This window comes from Agrobacterium tumefaciens str. B6, from assembly GCF_001541315.1.
GTDB lineage: Bacteria > Pseudomonadota > Alphaproteobacteria > Rhizobiales > Rhizobiaceae > Agrobacterium > Agrobacterium radiobacter.
Window position 1 is genome coordinate 521,431 of record NZ_LMVK01000001.1, and the last position, 16,578, is coordinate 538,008.

A 16,578-nucleotide genomic window follows, 5' to 3' on the forward strand; every position below is an offset into this window, starting at 1 on the left:
GGAGGATAGAGCGATGGACAAGCCCAAGATTACGCAGGCCATGATCGACGCTTATGATGAATATACCCATCTCAGCCTCGACCGCCGCAAATTCATGGAAAAGCTCACCGTGCTGGCCGGCTCCGGTGCGGCCGCCGCGGCAATCGCCCCGCTGCTTTCCGCCAACAGCGCCCGTGCGGCAATCGTAGCACCCGATGATGCGGGGATCGTCGCGGAAGAGGTGACATATCCCGGCCCCGCCGGCGAGATGAAGGGTTACCTCGTTACACCGAAATCGGCGTCCGGCCCCATCGGCTCGGTCATTGTCATCCATGAGAACCGCGGTCTGAACGACCATATCCGTGACGTGGCCAGACGGGTGGCGCTTGCCGGTTTCCGGGCGCTTGCGGTCGATTTCCTCTCCCCGCAGGGCGGCACGCCCGCTGACGAGGAGAAGGCACGGCAGATGTTCAGCGGTCTCGACATGGATGCGACCGTCGCCAATGCCGAAGCGGGCCGGGTGTGGCTGTCGGCTCGGCAGGGGGCGAATGGCAAGGTCGGTGCAGTCGGTTTCTGCTGGGGCGGCGGGCTGGTCAATCGTTTCGCGACCAAGTCGGCAGGTTTGAATGCCGGCGTCGCGTATTACGGCCAGCAGGCCCCGGCGGCCGATGTGCCTGCCATCAAAGCGCCGCTGCTTTTGCATTACGCGGGTCTCGACGAGCGCATCAATGCCGGCATCGACGCCTACAAGAAGGCGCTGGAGGAAAACGGCAAGACCTTCGAAATCTTCGTTTATGACGGCGTCAACCACGCCTTCAATAATGACACGTCCTCGGCGCGTTACGACAAGGCGGCGGCCGATCTCGCCTGGGGCCGGACGACGGAGTTCTTCAAGAAATATCTGGCGTGATGGGGGTTTTGGCCACGTAGCGGACCGAAGATGCGTGGGGCTTACCCCCCTCTGCCCTGCCGGGCATCTCCCCCTCAAGGGGGGAGATCGGAAAGACGCGCTATCGCCGGTTCTCTCTCAACCTTGAAGATGGCCGAGACCTAGCCTCGGGTCGATCTCCCCCCTTGAGGGGGAGATGCCCGGCAAGGCAGAGGGGGTAAAACCCCGTGCACCTCGATCCGCTGTGAACGGACAACCCCTGAAATCCCGCTCTAAACGCCGCCAGCCCCGCGCTTCAAATGCTCGTCAAGTCTTGGCATGATTTCCACGAAATTGCAGGGCAGGTGGCGATAATCGAGCTGAGCCTTGAGGATGCCGTCCCACGCATCCTTGCACGCCCCCGGAGAGCCGGGCAGCACAAAGATGAAGGTCGCGTTCGCCACGCCGCCGGTCGCGCGTGACTGGATGGTGGCGGTGCCGATCTTGTCATAGGAGATACGGTGAAAGAGGGCGGAAAACCCGTCCATGCGCTTTTCGAACAGCGGTTCCAGCGCTTCTGGCGTCACATCGCGGCCGGTAAAGCCGGTGCCGCCCGTCGTGATGACCACATCCACGCCTTCAGAGAGCGTCCACTCGCGCACGGTGCCGGCAATCGCTTCCTTGTCATCAGGCACGATGGCGCGGGCGGCAAGCCTGTGGCCCGCATCTTCCAGCCTTGCGACGAGCGTATCGCCGGATTTGTCATTCTCCAGCGTGCGGCTGTCCGAAACGGTCAAAACCGCAATGCCCAAGGGGATGAAGGGTCGTTCGCCTGCCATAGCCTAATCCTCAAATGGTCCGAGTCGCCTGAAAGTACCAGCCGGGGCGTTTCTTTCGAAGCGATGTTTGCGCTATCAGGGCCGCTTCAAGGGAATGAAAAATCCCGAAACAGGTTGCACCCGAACCGGACATGCGGACAAGCGCAGCACCTTCCTGCGAGAGTAACCCGGCAATCTCCCCAATTTCCGGAAGCAGCGCCTGTGCTGGTGGTTGCAGATCGTTACGGCTCCGGGCGAGAAAATCCATCCAGCCAATTGTCGCATGGGCGGGCAGGGGCGGATTGGCCTTGTTCCGCAATCGCCGGAAAATCTCCGGTGTAGAGACGGCCTTCAGCGGATTGGCCAGAACCAGGAACAGTTCCGGCAAATTGGTGACCGGTTCAATGTCCTCGCCAATGCCGCGCGCGATCAGGGGTCGGCTCTCAAGGCACATCGGCACATCCGCTCCAAGCTTCAGGGCCATGGAGGAAAGCGCATCCGGTGCCACCCCGGCGCGCCAGTGCCGCAAAAGCCCTCGCAGCGTCGCCGCCGCGTCCGCCGAACCGCCGCCGATGCCCGATGCCACCGGCAGGTTCTTTTCAAGGTGAATGGCGACCGGGCGTGCTGGCTGACCCGTCGACGCAAGTCTATCGCGCAACAAATCTCTGGCGCGGGTGACGAGATTGTCGCCGCCATCCCCGGCGCGCAGAAGATCGCCGAAGGGGCCTGAGATGGAGAAACTATCGGCATCGGCGTCGCGGATGCGGATCGTATCGCCGGCTTCGGTGAAGGTCACCAGCGTTTCAAGCAGATGATAACCATCCGCTCTCTGGCCGGTCACATGCAGCGCCAGATTGATCTTGGCCGGGGCCGCCTCGATTGTCTCAGCCGCCCCGGTGATGCCCTGCGTCGGCATATGGCGTCAGGATTTCTTGTCCGGAGCAGGGGCCGCCGGGGCAGGAGGAGCCGGCGGTTGCGGCGCTGCATCCTTCTTGGCGGTATTTTCGGCGTCCTTCTCCACCGGCGGCAGGCCGTTGGCGATCTTTTCCTTCACCTTGGCCTTGTCCACATCATCATTGTCGCCGATCAGCGCGCGGTTCCATTGATAGACCGCCTCGATCTTGCGGCCGACGCGCCAATAGGCGTCGCCAAGGTGGTCGTTAATGGTCGGATCGCCGGCCTTGAGCTCGATTGCCCGTTCCAGCTCGGTTACCGCCTCATCGAAAGCGCCGAGGCGATAATGCGCCCAGCCGAGCGAATCGACGATATAGCCGTCATTCGGCCGAAGCTCGACCGCGCGGCTGATCATCTTCATGGCTTCATCGAGATTGATGCCCTTGTCCACCCAGGAATACCCCAGATAGTTCAGAACCTGCGGCTGCTCGGGGTTCAGCTCCAGCGCCCGCTTGAAATTCGGTTCGGCCTTGTCCCATTGCTTCAACCGCTCATAGGCGATGCCGCGCTGGAAGAAGACCGTCCAGTCGGATTTCTGCGGCACGGAGCCGATCACCTCGATGGCCTTGTCGTAGTTTTCGGCCATTGCCCTGTAGTCCTTGGCATCGGAAAGCACGCTGCCATAGGCGAGATAGGAACGGATGTCCTTCGGATCGGATTCGAGGAGGGATTTGAGATGCTTGCGCGCCTCATCCACCTTGCCCGTCTGCGCAAGCGTCAATCCGAGCTGCAGCTCGGAGATGCGATACATCGGGGAATCTTTCGGCACCTCGCGGTAGAACGCAATGGCGCGGTCAGGCTGTTTCAGGGCTTCAGAAAGGCCGCCGAGAAGGATGAGCGTATCCGGGCTCTTGGGATCGAGCGCGCGCGACGTCTGCAGATAAAGCGTCACTATCTCTTCGGCGCCTTCGCGGTTCAACGCGCCGGCGATGGAGAACATGACGCTGGCCGCACCTTCCACGGCATTGGTGATCTGCTGCTCCGGCTTTTCACCATTTTCGATGGACTGGCGAAGTGCTTTCAGCGGCGCGTAGTTCGGCGCGAAAGTGTCGCCGACCGCAATCGCGTCCAGCGCCTTCTGCTTGTTGCCGGCGGAAGCTTCGAGCCGGGCAAGCGCCATGACCGCCCGCATATAGGTGTCGGAGGCGGTTGCCCCGCCTTCGCGGTCCGTCACCGCTTCGTTCAGGCTCTTGCGGGCGGCTTCAGTATTGCCGGAAACAAGGGCGATGGCCGCCGCATTGTATTTCTGGAAGATCGAAATCCAGCCCGGGCCCTTCATATTGTTGACGAGCGCCAGCGCTTCCTTCGGCTTGCCGGAACCGGCACGCGCCCAGGCGGTCAAAAGCGTATTGACCATGCGGTCGAGATCGTTCGGACCGGTATATTTCAGGATCTTCTCGGCCTTGGCGAATTCCTTGTCCTTGATGGCGTCCAGACCGCGCACGATGGTCGTGACACGCTCCACCGAGGTATCGTCCTTCATCGAATCGGCGATCTTGGCGCCGGCTTCGAAATTGCCGCTCAGAAGTTCGGCGATCATCAGCCGCTGGCGGATTTCCGTATTGGCCGGATCGAATTCAAGCGCCTTCTTGTAGAGCGAAATCGCGGTCGGATAGTCCTGATCGACATCGGCATTGCGCCCGGCGAGGAAGGCGCCGGAGAAGGTATTTACCTTGCCGGGATCGAACGTAACGGCTTTGTCTTCCGGTTTCGCCTTCGTCTCCGCAAAGCCGGGGCTTGCACCCGCGCCGATTGCGAGAGCAGCGGCGAGAGCCGCGCTGCAGAGAAGACGGAGTGCTGGTTTACGCCGCATGAGGGAACCTTTGCCTTTGTGCAGAAGCACGGAAAAATCAGTTTCCATTGTTGGTCACGATAGAATGGCTTTTTTGAAGCAACGCCGCAAGAAATTATGGCCTCGGCCACAATCACACCTTGCGGAGAAGCTGGCCCGGAACCTCGGGCGGATGGTCTTTTCCATCCGCCGTTTGCCCGGCCTCTAGCGTCAGTTCAGACGCTCGATGCAGAAGTCGATCACTTCCAGAAGCGCGTCTTTCCACGGGCTCTGCGGCAGCGGCGCGAGCGCGTCACGGGCAATGGTGCCATAATGCGTGGCGCGGCCGATCGTATCGCCAAGACCGTTATATTTGGTGATCAGCCCAAGCGCCTTTTCGAGGTTCTCGTCGCTGCTTTCGCCTTTTTCAATGGCGGTGCGCCAGAAGGCGCGCTCATCCTGCGTGCCGCGGCGATAGGACAGTATGACCGGCAGCGTGATCTTGCCTTCGCGGAAATCGTCGCCGGTATTCTTGCCGAGATCGGCGGACTTTCCACCGTAATCCAGCACATCGTCGACAAGCTGGAAGGCGAGGCCGAGATTCATGCCGTAGGATTTCAGCGCGCTGCGGGTCGCCTTGTCGGTTTTGGCGACGATGGGGCCGACTTCCGCCGCCGCCGCGAAAAGTGCGGCCGTCTTGGCGCGAATCACCTGCAGATAATCGTCTTCGGTCGTTTCCATGTTCTTGGCGACCGAAAGCTGCAGCACTTCGCCCTCGGCGATGACGGAGGCGGCGGTGGACAGCACGTCGAGCGCATCGAGAGAGCCGACATCCACCATCATGCGAAACGCCTGGCCGAGCAGGAAGTCGCCGACGAGAACGCTCGCCTGGTTGCCCCAGATGGTGCGGGCTGTGGATTTGCCGCGGCGCAGATCGCTCTCATCGACCACATCGTCATGCAGAAGCGTCGCCGTATGCATGAATTCCACGCTGGTGGCGAGCTTGATGTGGTTGTCGCCCTCGTAACCGAACATCGAGGCCGAGGCGAGCGTCAGCATCGGCCTCAGGCGCTTGCCGCCGGAGGAGATGAGATGATTGGCCACTTCGGGTATCATCTGGACATCGGAACCGGCCTTGGAAAGGATAAGCTGGTTCACCCGTTCCATGTCGGGGCGGGTCAGGTCGACAAGCGGCTTGACGGATGCGAGTTTGTTTTTGCTTTCTTCAAGCGGTATGACGACGCCCAAGGGACAGGACTCCAGTTCGAATTTGAATTCGACAATAAAAACTGACGCCTTGCGCGGCAAGGGGCGAATTGCCGCTAGCCATTCAAAAAGATGGGAATTTAGGGCTTATCCATGCGTGAACTGATCCGTACCAACGATGCAGTGCTTCTGTCCTTCGCTGAAAGCCTGATGAAGGATGCCGGCATCCACTGCCTCATTGCCGATCAGGCGATGAGTATTCTGGAGGGATCGCTCGGCCTTTTGCCCCGTCGGTTTCTGGTGGAGGAAGATCGGGCGGACCAGGCCCGCCGCATTCTCATCGATGCCGGGCTGGGCGACGAGTTGCGCAACGAAGAGGCTTGAACGGCGGTGGGCGGCGGCATTTCTGAAACGATCGATGCCTTTCACCGGGGCCGGTTTCACATCATCCAGCCGAAGGGCAGGGGGCACCGGGCCGGAATGGACGCCATGCTTCTGGCGTCACTGGTGGCGGACGATCGCGCCTGCCGGATCGCCGATCTCGGCGCGGGTGCGGGAGCTGCCGGCATGGCAGTTGCGGCGCGGCTCGAAAAGGCCGAGGTGACGCTCTACGAACGCGCGCCGGAAATGGCGCAATTTGCCCATCGCAGTCTCGAATTGCCCGAAAATGCTGCTTTTTCCGCCCGTGTCAGCGTGCGCGAGGCCGATGTGACCCTGCGAGCGAAAGCACGCATTGAGGCGGGATTGCCCGATGACTATTTCCATCACGTCATCATGAACCCGCCCTATAATGACGCAGGCGACCGCCGCACGCCGGATGCCCTGAAGGCCGAGGCCCACGCCATGACGGAGGGTCTGTTTGAAGACTGGATCAGGACCGCGGGTGCGATCATGGTTTCGGGCGGGCAGCTTTCCCTGATTTCAAGGCCGCAATCGGTGGCGGAGATCATCGCCGCCTGCGGCAGCCGTTTCGGCGGCATCGAAATCACCCTCATCCATCCGCGTGCCCGTGAGGACGCGGTGCGCATGCTCGTCACCGCCATCAAGGGTTCGCGTGCGCGGCTGTCCTTCCGCGCACCGCTCATCATGCATGAAAACGGCAGTCACGCCTTCACCCCCTTCGTGGATGACCTGAACAATGGCCGCGCCGCCTATTCGCGTAATGTAAGGGCAATCCGGCCGGCGCCATAAATATCGGGGTTCCGCCAGCCGCAAACCATTGTGTTTTGCGGGGCGATACATACATCCGTGACGAACGGATAAATGCTGCGAGGATTGAATAGTGGGTTTTTTGAAGTATCTGGTGCCGAAACGCTTTCGTAAAAAAGAGCTCGTCATCCCGGTGGTGCGCATGCATGGCGCGATCATGGCCGGCGGCAACCAGTTCCGCCCCGCGCTCAATCTCGCTTCCTACGCCCCCCTTCTGGAGAAGGCCTTCGCCGTCAAGGATGCGCCGGCCGTCGCCATTTCGCTCAACTCGCCCGGCGGTTCGCCGGTGCAGGCAAGGATGATCTATAACCGCATCCGCCAGCTTGCCGAGGAGAAGGAAAAGAAGGTTCTGATCTTCGTGGAGGACGTTGCAGCCTCCGGCGGTTACATGATCGCGCTTGCCGGCGACGAGATCATCGCCGATCCCACCTCCATCGTCGGTTCGATCGGTGTCGTTTCCGGTGGCTTCGGTTTTCCGGAAATGCTGAAGAAGCTCGGCGTGGAGCGCCGTGTCTATACGGCCGGCGAGAACAAGGTCATCCTTGATCCCTTCCAGCCGGAAAAGGAAGGCGATATCGACTACCTGAAGTCGCTCCAGGTCGAAATCCACAATGTTTTCATCGACATGGTCAAGATGCGCCGCGGCTCGAAGCTGAAGGACGATGAGGCGATATTCTCCGGCCTGTTCTGGACCGGCATGCGTGGTCTCGACCTCGGGCTGATCGACGGGCTGGGCGACATGCGCGAGATTCTGCGCCGCCGTTACGGTGAAAAGGTCAAGCTCCAGCTCGTTAGCGGCGGGCGCAGCCTGTTCGGCAAAAAAGTGCCGGGCGTGAATACGGCCCTCGGCCTCAATGCCGAAAGGCTTGCGGCAGGCGCCGTCTCGGGGCTTGCGGAAGTTGCCGAAGAAAAGGCATTGTGGTCGCGTTTCGGTCTATGATGTCGCGGGAATAGAGCCTTATGGCGCAGATTATTACAATCATTCTTCTGGTGGTGGGATCCGTCATCCTTTACCGCCGCTTCGTCCGCGATGCGGAAAAGCTTTCCGCGAAATCGAAACAGCGCGAGAAGGAACGAGAAACCGGCGCCATTGGCACGCTGATCAAGGACCCGGAAACCGGCGAATACCGCGTGAAGCGCGAGGATGAGACGTAAGGCGGCGTCTCCACGCATAAAACCTTGACCCTTACGCCATGCCGTGGCACCAGTCCGCATCCGAAGTAAGTCAAATGCTTACTTGTCCTCCTAACGCCGCGATGACTGCAATGACCGATGTTCCCGACCACATGAACCCGAAGCGTTCCTTTCAGGCGCTGATCCTGACGCTGCACAACTACTGGGCCGACAAGGGCTGCGCGGTGCTGCAGCCCTACGATATGGAAGTGGGCGCGGGCACGTTTCATCCGGCGACGACCCTGCGTGCGCTTGGGCCCAAGCCGTGGAAGGCCGCTTATGTGCAGCCTTCGCGCCGCCCGTCCGACGGCCGTTACGGCGAAAACCCCAACCGCCTGCAGCACTATTACCAGTATCAGGTCATCCTGAAGCCCAACCCGTCCAACCTGCAGGAACTCTATCTCGGTTCGCTGAAGGCGATCGGCCTCGATCCGCTGCTGCATGACGTGCGCTTTGTCGAAGACGACTGGGAAAGCCCGACGCTCGGCGCCTGGGGTCTCGGTTGGGAATGCTGGTGCGACGGCATGGAAGTGTCGCAGTTCACCTACTTCCAGCAGGTCTGCGGCATCGAATGCTCGCCGGTTGCGGGCGAGCTGACCTATGGTCTGGAACGCCTCGCCATGTATGTTCAGGGCGTCGACAATGTCTACGACCTGAATTTTAACGGCCGCGAGGGTGAAGAGAAGATTTCCTATGGCGATGTCTTCCTGCAGGCCGAGCAGGAATATCCCCGCCATAATTTCGAATTTGCCGATACGGCCATGCTGCATCGCCATTTCATCGACGCCGAAAAGGAGTGCCTGGCGCTTCTCGCTGCCGGTGCGCCCGGTGATAACGACAATCAGCGCCTGCATAAATGCGTGTTCCCGGCCTATGACCAGTGCATCAAGGCAAGCCATGTCTTCAACCTTCTGGATGCGCGCGGCGTAATTTCGGTCACGGAACGCCAGAGCTATATCCTGCGCGTGCGCACGCTGGCGAAATCCTGCGGCGAGGCCTTCCTGCTGACGGATGCGGGCGGGCTGAACTGGAACCGGGCTGCCTGATTTTTGGTGGTAAGCTGTTGTCCAAAGTTTTGATGAATTTGAAAGGCCGATCTTGACGGCCTTTTATTTTGTGTGGATTGGTATGCTGAATATAACGATGGGTTTAACCGTGAATAATATTAGAAATTTCTGTTTTTTATTTGTGCTTACACTCGGATCCATTCTCGGCAACAGCGCGGCTGCGGAAACGACGGACTGGATGAGCGGCAACGATGCCTTTGCCCGCGCCGACAAGCTGCGTTCTTTCGGAATGATCGTCACCCGCATGGAGTGCAAGGACAGCGGCCAGCGCTCTCTCGATGTGGGCAGCGCGCTCGTCCGCATGCACTACACGCGCAATACGAAAATGCTCGACTGGGTCATAGACGGCTGGAATCATCTGGAGGGAAACAAGGAGTATTGGGCCGAGCGAGGCTACAGGCTTGCCTCCTATACTCTTTTTGTACGCAAGGTATCCGGTCTGAAATTATATTGTACCGTCTTTTATAAATAACGGGTGTTTGCTTACCGCAGCGTGTCGCTTCCGGCAAAAACGGACAGAATGAGCGAAGCCCCATGACTTTGCGGTAATGAGCGGCTATCGTGCGCGCAACGAAGCTGGGAATCGCAATTCATGTTCATCACGCTGGCAATCATCGCGGCAATCGCGCTTTATGTCGTCTTCATCTATAACGGTCTGGTCAAGGCGCGGCAGATGAAGGAAGAGGCGTGGTCGGGCATCGACGTGCAGCTGAAGCGCCGAGCCGATCTCATTCCCAACCTCATCGAGACCGTGAAGGGTTACGCGGCGCATGAAAAAAGCACCTTCGAAGAGGTGATCGCCATGCGCAACCGGGCGCAGGCCGTGCCGGCGGGGGATGTTGAAGGTCGTGCCCAGGCCGAAGGGCTGCTGTCGCAGGCGCTCGGCAAGCTCTTTGCGCTGGCCGAAGCCTATCCCGATCTCAAGGCCAATACGAACTTTCTGGAATTGCAGCGGTCGCTGGAAACCATCGAAGGTGAACTCCAGATGTCGCGCCGTTATTACAATGGCGCTGCCCGCGATCTCAACGTCAAGGTGGAAAGCTTCCCGTCCAATCTGGTTGCAGGCCAGTTCGGATTTTCCAAGGCGCCCTATTTCGAGATCGAGAACCCGGCCGACCGCGCCGTGCCGACCGTGAAATTCTAAGCGCATTGCTTCTTCGGCGGCTTAAAACCTCCCGTTCAAATTCCGATAATCCGGCTCTTCGCCGCATTCTTTGACAAGACGACAATCATGATCGAACTGACCATTACACCGCCCGGCCACCCGCTTTCCGGCAAGGTCGAGCCGCCCGGCTCCAAATCCATCACCAACCGCGCGCTTCTGCTGGCTGGCCTCGCCAAGGGCAAAAGCCGGCTGACCGGTGCGCTGAAAAGCGATGACACGCTTTATATGGCCGAAGCCCTGCGCGAGATGGGCGTCAAGGTAACCGAACCGGATGCCACCACCTTCGTGGTGGAAGGCACCGGTGTTTTGCAGCAGCCGGAAAAGCCGCTTTTCCTTGGCAATGCCGGCACCGCCACGCGGTTCCTCACTGCGGCGGCAGCACTTGTGGATGGCGCCGTCATCATCGATGGCGACGAGCACATGCGCAAACGCCCGATCATGCCGCTGGTGGAAGCCCTGCGCTCCCTCGGCGTCGAAGCGGAAGCGCCGACCGGCTGCCCGCCCGTCACCGTCTGCGGCAAGGGCACAGGGTTCCCGAAAGGCAGCGTCACCATCGACGCCAACCTCTCCAGCCAGTATGTGTCGGCACTTCTGATGGCTGCTGCCTGCGGCGACAAGCCTGTCGATATCATTCTCAAAGGCGAGGAAATCGGCGCGAAGGGCTATATCGATCTCACTACATCCGCCATGGAAGCTTTCGGCGCGAAGATTGAGCGGGTCAGCAACGCCATCTGGCGCGTGCATCCGACGGGTTACACGGCAACCGATTTCCACATCGAGCCGGATGCCTCCGCCGCCACCTATCTCTGGGGCGCGGAACTTCTGACCGGCGGTGCCATCGATATCGGCACGCCCGCCGACAAATTCACCCAGCCGGATGCCAAGGCCTATGAGGTCATGGCAAAGTTCCCGCATCTGCCCGCCGAAATCGACGGCTCGCAGATGCAGGACGCTATTCCCACCATCGCGGTTCTGGCCGCCTTCAACGAGACGCCAGTGCGTTTCGTCGGCATCGCCAATCTGCGCGTCAAGGAATGCGACCGCATCCGCGCTGTCTCGCTCGGCCTCAATGAAATCCGCGACGGTCTGGCGCATGAAGAAGGCGACGACCTGATCGTGCATTCCGATCCGGCTCTCGCGGGCCAGACGGTCGATGCTTCCATCGATACCTTTGCCGACCACCGCATCGCCATGAGCTTTGCGCTCGCGGCGCTGAAGATCGGTGGTATCGCCATCCAGAACCCCGCCTGCGTGCGCAAAACCTATCCCGCCTACTGGAAAGCGCTCGCCTCGCTGGGCGTCGACTATACCGAAAAGGAAAGCGCTGCCGAGCCGCAGCACTGAAGCCATTGAGGAGGGACCGCCCGTGAAGACCATCGCCGCAAGACTTCTCGCGTTGTTCGTCTTCCTGGGCGCGGCCTTCCCGGCTTTTGCGGAGGAATTCATCCGCTCCTACCATTCCGTCATCGAGGTGGCGGCGGATGGCAAGCTGGCGGTGACGGAAACCATCACCGCCCGCGCCGAGGGCCGGAACATCAAGCGCGGCATCTTCCGCGATTTCCCGCTTTATGCGTTGGATGCGAACAACCGCCGCACCAAGGTGGATTTCAACGTCGTTTCGGTGGAGCGCGATGGCGCGCCTGAAAACTGGCGCACCGAAAATATCGATGGCGGCATCCGCATCTATACCGGCAGCGCCGACCGCTTTCTGCCGACTGGTGAGCATATCTTCCAGATCACCTATACCACCGCCCGGCAGATCCGTTATTTCAGCGATTATGACGAGCTGACCTGGAACGTCACCGGTAATGGCTGGCAATTCCCCATGGGCGAGATTTCCGCGACCATCACTCTGCCGCAGGGGGTCAAGGCCACGGATACCGCCGTCTTCACCGGCCCGCTTGGCGCCAAGGGCAAGGATGCGCGGATTCTGAACGAAGGCAACGAGGTGTTCTTCGCCTCCACCCGCCCGTTTTCGGTGGGCGAGGGCATGACGGTTGCCGTCAAGCTGCCCAAGGGCGCCATCGCCGCACCTGATACCTCGCAGGAGGCAGGCTGGTGGCTGCGGGATAATCTCGCCATTCTGCTTTCGGGCGGCGGGCTTTTCGCCGTGCTCCTCTATTATCTGAGGGCCTGGTTCGCCGTCGGCCGTGATCCCGCAAAAGGCGTAGTCGTGCCGCGCTGGGATGCGCCGGAGGGGCTTTCCCCGGCTCTGGTCAACTATGTCGATAACCGCGGTTTTTCCGGCGCGGGCTGGACGGCGCTCTCCGCCTCGGCCCTTGATCTTGCGGTGAAGGGTTTCGTCGTTCTGGAAGACCTGAAGAACGCCATCGTCATCAGGCGCACGGAAAAGGCAACCGCTGCCGATCTGCCGACCGGGCAGAAGACGCTGCTTGCCTCCATCGGCGGTGCGGGGGAGACGCTGACCATCGACAAGGCCCATGGTGCGGAGGTCGAAAAGGTCGGAACGCAGTTCCGCGCGGCGATAGAGAAAGAACATCGCGGCAAATATTACCGCAGCAACGCCGGTTACACCGTGTTCGGCATCTTCTTCAGCATCGCCATCATCGTTGCGACGCTGGTGTTCGGCGATCTCGATGAAAGCGCCATTGCCGCCGTTCTGGTCTTCGGCTTTTTCGCATTCTTCTTCAGCATCCTGTCGATCGGCATCGGCCGGCAGTTCTCGCGTGGCGCACCGCTGCGCAAACGCATCGGCGGCATCGTCATGCTGGCCTTTGCCGGTTTTGTGGCCTTTTCCGCCATCGGCGGCATTGCCACGCAAATCCTGCTGGATGTGACACATGACACCAAGTCGCTGGCGCTGGCCGCCATTGGCGGCATCGTGCTCACCAATGCGCTTTTCCTGTTCCTGATGGGCGCGCCGACGCCGCTTGGCCGCAAGCTGATGGATGGCATCGAAGGTCTCAGAACCTATCTGCCGCTGGCGGAAAAGGACTGGATGAACCCCGCTGGCGCCCCCGCCATGTCGCCGCAGCATTTCGAGAAATTGCTGCCCTATGCGGTGGCGCTCGGCGTCGAAAAACCGTGGAGCCGCACTTTCGAGACCTGGCTTGCGACAGCCGCTGCCGGTGCCGTTGCTGCAAGTTATGCGCCCGGCTGGTATTTGGGCGGCAATTACGGCAGCTTTGGCGACAGGATCGGCGGCTTCTCCACCTCCATGGCAAATACCATCGCCTCCACCATTCCCCAGCCCGTCAGTTCCTCCAGTTCCAGCTTTTCCGGCGGTGGCGGTGGTGGTTTCTCCGGCTCGGGCGGCGGCGGCGGTGGTGGCGGCGGCTGGTAACGCCCGCCGGCGGTAATTTAACCGAATGCCTTGGTGACTTTTGCCGCGTTGCTTGCTAAGCCGACCGCAATCGTCCGACAACAGATAAAGTCCTGATCCCATGCCTGATCTTCTGCTTGAACTCCGCTCCGAGGAAATCCCCGCCCGCATGCAGCGCAAGGCGGCTGGCGATCTGAAGAAACTCGTCACCGACGCGCTTGTGGAGAGAGGGCTGACCTATGAGGGTGCGCGCGAATATTGGACGCCGCGCCGTCTGACACTGGATATTCGCGGCCTCAACGCCCGCTCCGCCGATGTGCGCGAGGAAAAGAAGGGGCCGCGCACCGATGCCAATGAAAAGGCCATCGAGGGCTTTCTGCGCGGCGCTGGCCTCAACGATATCTCGGAAGCGCAGGTCGTTTCCGATCCGAAGAAGGGCGATTTCTATATCGCCATCATCAACAAACCCGGCCGCCCGGCGGAAGAGATCATCGCCGAGGTGATGCCCGGCATCATCCGCTCTTTCCCCTGGCCGAAATCCATGCGCTCCGGCCCGGCCTCCATGCCGAAGGGCTCGAGCTATGCTGGCATTGAAGGCAAGGGCTCGGAGAGCCTGCGCTGGGTGCGCCCGCTGCAATCCATCGTCTGCCTGTTCGGCCCCGAACATGACGAAACGCAGGTCATTCCCTTTGTGATCGACGGCATCGTTGCCGGCAACGTCACCTATGGCCACCGTTTCCATGCGCCCGGCCCGATCACCGTGCGCCGTTTCGAGGACTATGTCTCGAGCCTTGAAAAGGCGAAGGTCATTCTCGATGCCGAGCGCCGCAAGGATATCATCCTGCACGACGCCAAGGACCTTGCTTTCGCCAATGGTCTCGACCTGGTGGAAGACGAAGGCCTGCTGGAAGAAGTTTCCGGCCTCGTCGAATGGCCACAGGTGCTGATGGGCACCTTCGAGGAAGACTATCTGCAAATTCCGGCGGAAATCATCCGGCTTACCATCAAGACCAACCAGAAGTGTTTCGTCACCCGTAATCAGGGTGCGGAAGAGGGGCTTTCCAACCGCTTCATCCTGATCTCGAATATCGAGGCAAGCGACGGCGGTAAGGAAATCATCCATGGCAATGGCAAGGTCGTGCGCGCCCGCCTTTCGGATGCCCGCCATTTCTGGAACCGCGACCAGGGCGATCTGCCCGATCTGGAAACGCTGAAGGAATCGGCTGCGAAGTTCGGCCTCGATCTCAAGAAGCCGCTCGACCAGCGCATGGCGAAGCTCGATGCGCTCAATGTCACCTTCCATGCCAAACTTGGATCGCAGGGCGAGCGTGTAACGCGAATTCGCGAACTGGCGAAGGCGCTGGCCCCGGTCGTCGGCGCCGATGCCGCTCTGGTGGACCGCGCTGTGGTGCTGGCGAAAGCCGACCTGCGTACCGAAGCTGTCGGCGAATTCCCCGAGCTTCAGGGCCTGATGGGCCGCAAATATGCGACGCTGCAGGGTGAAAACGAGAGCGTGGCCGCCGCGATCGAAGACCATTACAAGCCGCAGGGTCCCTCCGACCGCCTGCCGGCCGATAAGGTGGCGATCACGGTCGCTCTGGCCGATAAGCTCGACACGCTCGTCGGTTTCTGGGCCATTGATGAAAAGCCGACGGGTTCGAAGGACCCCTTCGCGCTGCGCCGCGCTGCGCTCGGCGTCGTGCGCATTCTGCTCGAGAAAAACGTGCGCCTTTCGCTGCTGAGCGTTGCGAAGGATGCGGACCTTCTCTCCTTCTTCCATGACCGCCTGAAAGTCTACTTGCGCGACCTCGGCGCGCGTTACGACCTGATTGACGCCGTCCTCACACCTGAGTCCGACGATCTGCTGATGATCGCTCGCCGTGTCGAGGCGCTCACCGCCTTCATCACCGGCGAGGATGGCCGCAACCTTCTGGCAGGCGCCAAGCGGGCCACCCAGCTTCTGGCCGCCGAGGAAAAGAAGGGCACCGTGGTAGCCGATGGCGTTTCGGAAGAGTTGTTGAAACTCGATGCTGAAAAGGCGCTCTATGCGGCGATCAGGACCGCGTCTGCAGATGCTGCGAAGGCTGTTGCGGGCGAAGATTTCCGCTCGGCCATGCAGGCGCTTTCGACGTTGCGCGCGCCCGTGGACAAGTTCTTCGAGGATGTGCTCGTCAATGACGAGGATGCGGCCATCCGTGCAAACCGTCTGGCGTTGCTGAAGGCCATCCGTGAAGCCACCGGAACGGTTGCGGATTTTTCGAAGATCACGGGGTGAGGGGTTTCGGGGTAGCCGTACATGTCAGTGTGCGCGGTTCACCCCCCTCTGTCCTGCCGGACATCTCCCCCACAAGGGGGGAGATCGAATCGTGGCGACCTCTCGATTATCTTTATGTTACGGCTTTGGCGGGGAGCGTCCCACTTGCCGATCTCCCCCCTTGTTGGGGAGATGTCCGGCAGGACAGAGGGGGTACTTTGAGGCTTGCGCTTTCGCAGGATGACTTACCATTGACCCACGCGCCTCCCAAAATTCTCATCAGCGCCTGCCTCCTCGGCCAACCCGTACGCTATGACGGAAAAGGCAAACCCTTCTCTCACCCGGCAATCGAGCGCTGGCAGAGCGAGGGCAGGCTGGTGACAATCTGTCCGGAAATGGCGGGCGGCATGCCCGTGCCGCGCCCGCCGGCGGAAATCGAGAAAGGGGCCTCCGGCCTCGATGTGCTCGAAGGCCGCGCCCGTGTGCTGGAAGTAACCGGTGGCGATGTCACGGCTGAGTTCATCGCCGGTGCGGAAAAGGCGCTCGCCTTCGCCAGGGCCAATGGCTGCACCCACGCGCTTCTGATCGACGGCAGCCCGTCATGCGGGTCGCTTGCGATTTACGATGGTTCGTTTTCGGGTATCAAGCACGCAGGCAATGGCGTGACGGCCGCCCTGCTCGAAAAGGCCGGTATTGCCGTATTTTCACCTGCCGATATCGACCGGCTGGATGCGCTTTCTCGTTGAGACGAGGCCACGCAGACATGGCATGGCTCATTTCCGAACGTGCTGATACTCTCCTCCGTCATTCTCGCCCTTGAGGCGAGATCCA

16 protein-coding genes are annotated in these 16,578 nt (G+C 60.7%); 12 read left to right on the forward strand and 4 right to left on the reverse strand.

Annotated elements, in window-relative coordinates:
- Positions 1-13 precede the first annotated feature (13 nt).
- Positions 14-889 carry a dienelactone hydrolase family protein gene (locus tag ASB65_RS02550; RefSeq protein ID WP_060722925.1) on the forward strand — a complete coding sequence of 292 codons (876 nt, stop codon included), beginning with the start codon at positions 14-16 and terminating at the stop codon, positions 887-889.
- A gap of 251 nt (positions 890-1,140) precedes the next feature.
- On the opposite strand, the gene moaB is transcribed toward ASB65_RS02550, so the two are convergent.
- The 4 genes from moaB to ASB65_RS02570 form a co-directional block, all read right to left on the reverse strand.
- Entirely contained in the window at positions 1,141-1,686 is a 546-nt protein-coding gene (gene moaB, locus ASB65_RS02555) for a molybdenum cofactor biosynthesis protein B (RefSeq protein ID WP_060722926.1), read from the reverse strand.
- Between the two features lie 10 nt (positions 1,687-1,696).
- Positions 1,697-2,581: a 4-(cytidine 5'-diphospho)-2-C-methyl-D-erythritol kinase gene (locus ASB65_RS02560; protein ID WP_060722927.1), complete on the reverse strand. Its 885-nt coding sequence runs from the start codon at positions 2,579-2,581 to the stop codon at positions 1,697-1,699.
- A gap of 6 nt (positions 2,582-2,587) precedes the next feature.
- Complete coding sequence (locus ASB65_RS02565; protein ID WP_080868495.1) at positions 2,588-4,432, reverse strand: tetratricopeptide repeat protein; 1,845 nt, start codon at positions 4,430-4,432, stop codon at positions 2,588-2,590.
- A gap of 189 nt (positions 4,433-4,621) precedes the next feature.
- Positions 4,622-5,638, reverse strand: coding sequence for a polyprenyl synthetase family protein (locus ASB65_RS02570; protein WP_003503263.1), 1,017 nt, complete (start codon positions 5,636-5,638; stop codon positions 4,622-4,624).
- 111 nt (positions 5,639-5,749) lie between these two features.
- On the opposite strand from ASB65_RS02570, the gene ASB65_RS02575 reads away from it, so the two are divergent.
- From ASB65_RS02575 to ASB65_RS02625, 11 genes are all read left to right on the forward strand, one after another.
- Positions 5,750-5,980 carry a DUF2007 domain-containing protein gene (locus ASB65_RS02575; protein WP_003503261.1) on the forward strand — a complete coding sequence of 77 codons (231 nt, stop codon included), beginning with the start codon at positions 5,750-5,752 and terminating at the stop codon, positions 5,978-5,980.
- 6 nt (positions 5,981-5,986) lie between these two features.
- A complete protein-coding gene (locus tag ASB65_RS02580; protein WP_020813588.1) occupies positions 5,987-6,787 on the forward strand; it encodes a tRNA1(Val) (adenine(37)-N6)-methyltransferase in 801 nt (266 codons plus the stop codon).
- Positions 6,788-6,875: 88 nt separating this feature from the next.
- Positions 6,876-7,745 carry a S49 family peptidase gene (locus ASB65_RS02585; RefSeq protein WP_035212555.1) on the forward strand — a complete coding sequence of 290 codons (870 nt, stop codon included), beginning with the start codon at positions 6,876-6,878 and terminating at the stop codon, positions 7,743-7,745.
- 20 nt (positions 7,746-7,765) lie between these two features.
- A complete protein-coding gene (locus tag ASB65_RS02590) occupies positions 7,766-7,960 on the forward strand; it encodes an NfeD family protein (protein ID WP_020813590.1) in 195 nt (64 codons plus the stop codon).
- A gap of 101 nt (positions 7,961-8,061) precedes the next feature.
- Entirely contained in the window at positions 8,062-9,024 is a 963-nt protein-coding gene (locus ASB65_RS02595; protein WP_060722929.1) for a glycine--tRNA ligase subunit alpha, read from the forward strand.
- A gap of 52 nt (positions 9,025-9,076) precedes the next feature.
- Positions 9,077-9,517: a hypothetical protein gene (locus ASB65_RS02600; protein ID WP_099085639.1), complete on the forward strand. Its 441-nt coding sequence runs from the start codon at positions 9,077-9,079 to the stop codon at positions 9,515-9,517.
- 120 nt (positions 9,518-9,637) lie between these two features.
- Positions 9,638-10,189, forward strand: coding sequence for a LemA family protein (locus ASB65_RS02605; RefSeq protein ID WP_020813593.1), 552 nt, complete (start codon positions 9,638-9,640; stop codon positions 10,187-10,189).
- Positions 10,190-10,276: 87 nt separating this feature from the next.
- A complete protein-coding gene (locus ASB65_RS02610; RefSeq protein WP_060722930.1) occupies positions 10,277-11,554 on the forward strand; it encodes a 3-phosphoshikimate 1-carboxyvinyltransferase in 1,278 nt (425 codons plus the stop codon).
- Positions 11,555-11,576: 22 nt separating this feature from the next.
- Complete coding sequence (locus tag ASB65_RS02615) at positions 11,577-13,514, forward strand: DUF2207 domain-containing protein (RefSeq protein WP_060722931.1); 1,938 nt, start codon at positions 11,577-11,579, stop codon at positions 13,512-13,514.
- Positions 13,515-13,614: 100 nt separating this feature from the next.
- Entirely contained in the window at positions 13,615-15,768 is a 2,154-nt protein-coding gene (gene glyS, locus ASB65_RS02620) for a glycine--tRNA ligase subunit beta (RefSeq protein ID WP_060722932.1), read from the forward strand.
- Positions 15,769-15,998: 230 nt separating this feature from the next.
- Entirely contained in the window at positions 15,999-16,493 is a 495-nt protein-coding gene (locus tag ASB65_RS02625) for a DUF523 domain-containing protein (RefSeq protein ID WP_020813596.1), read from the forward strand.
- Positions 16,494-16,578 lie beyond the last annotated feature (85 nt).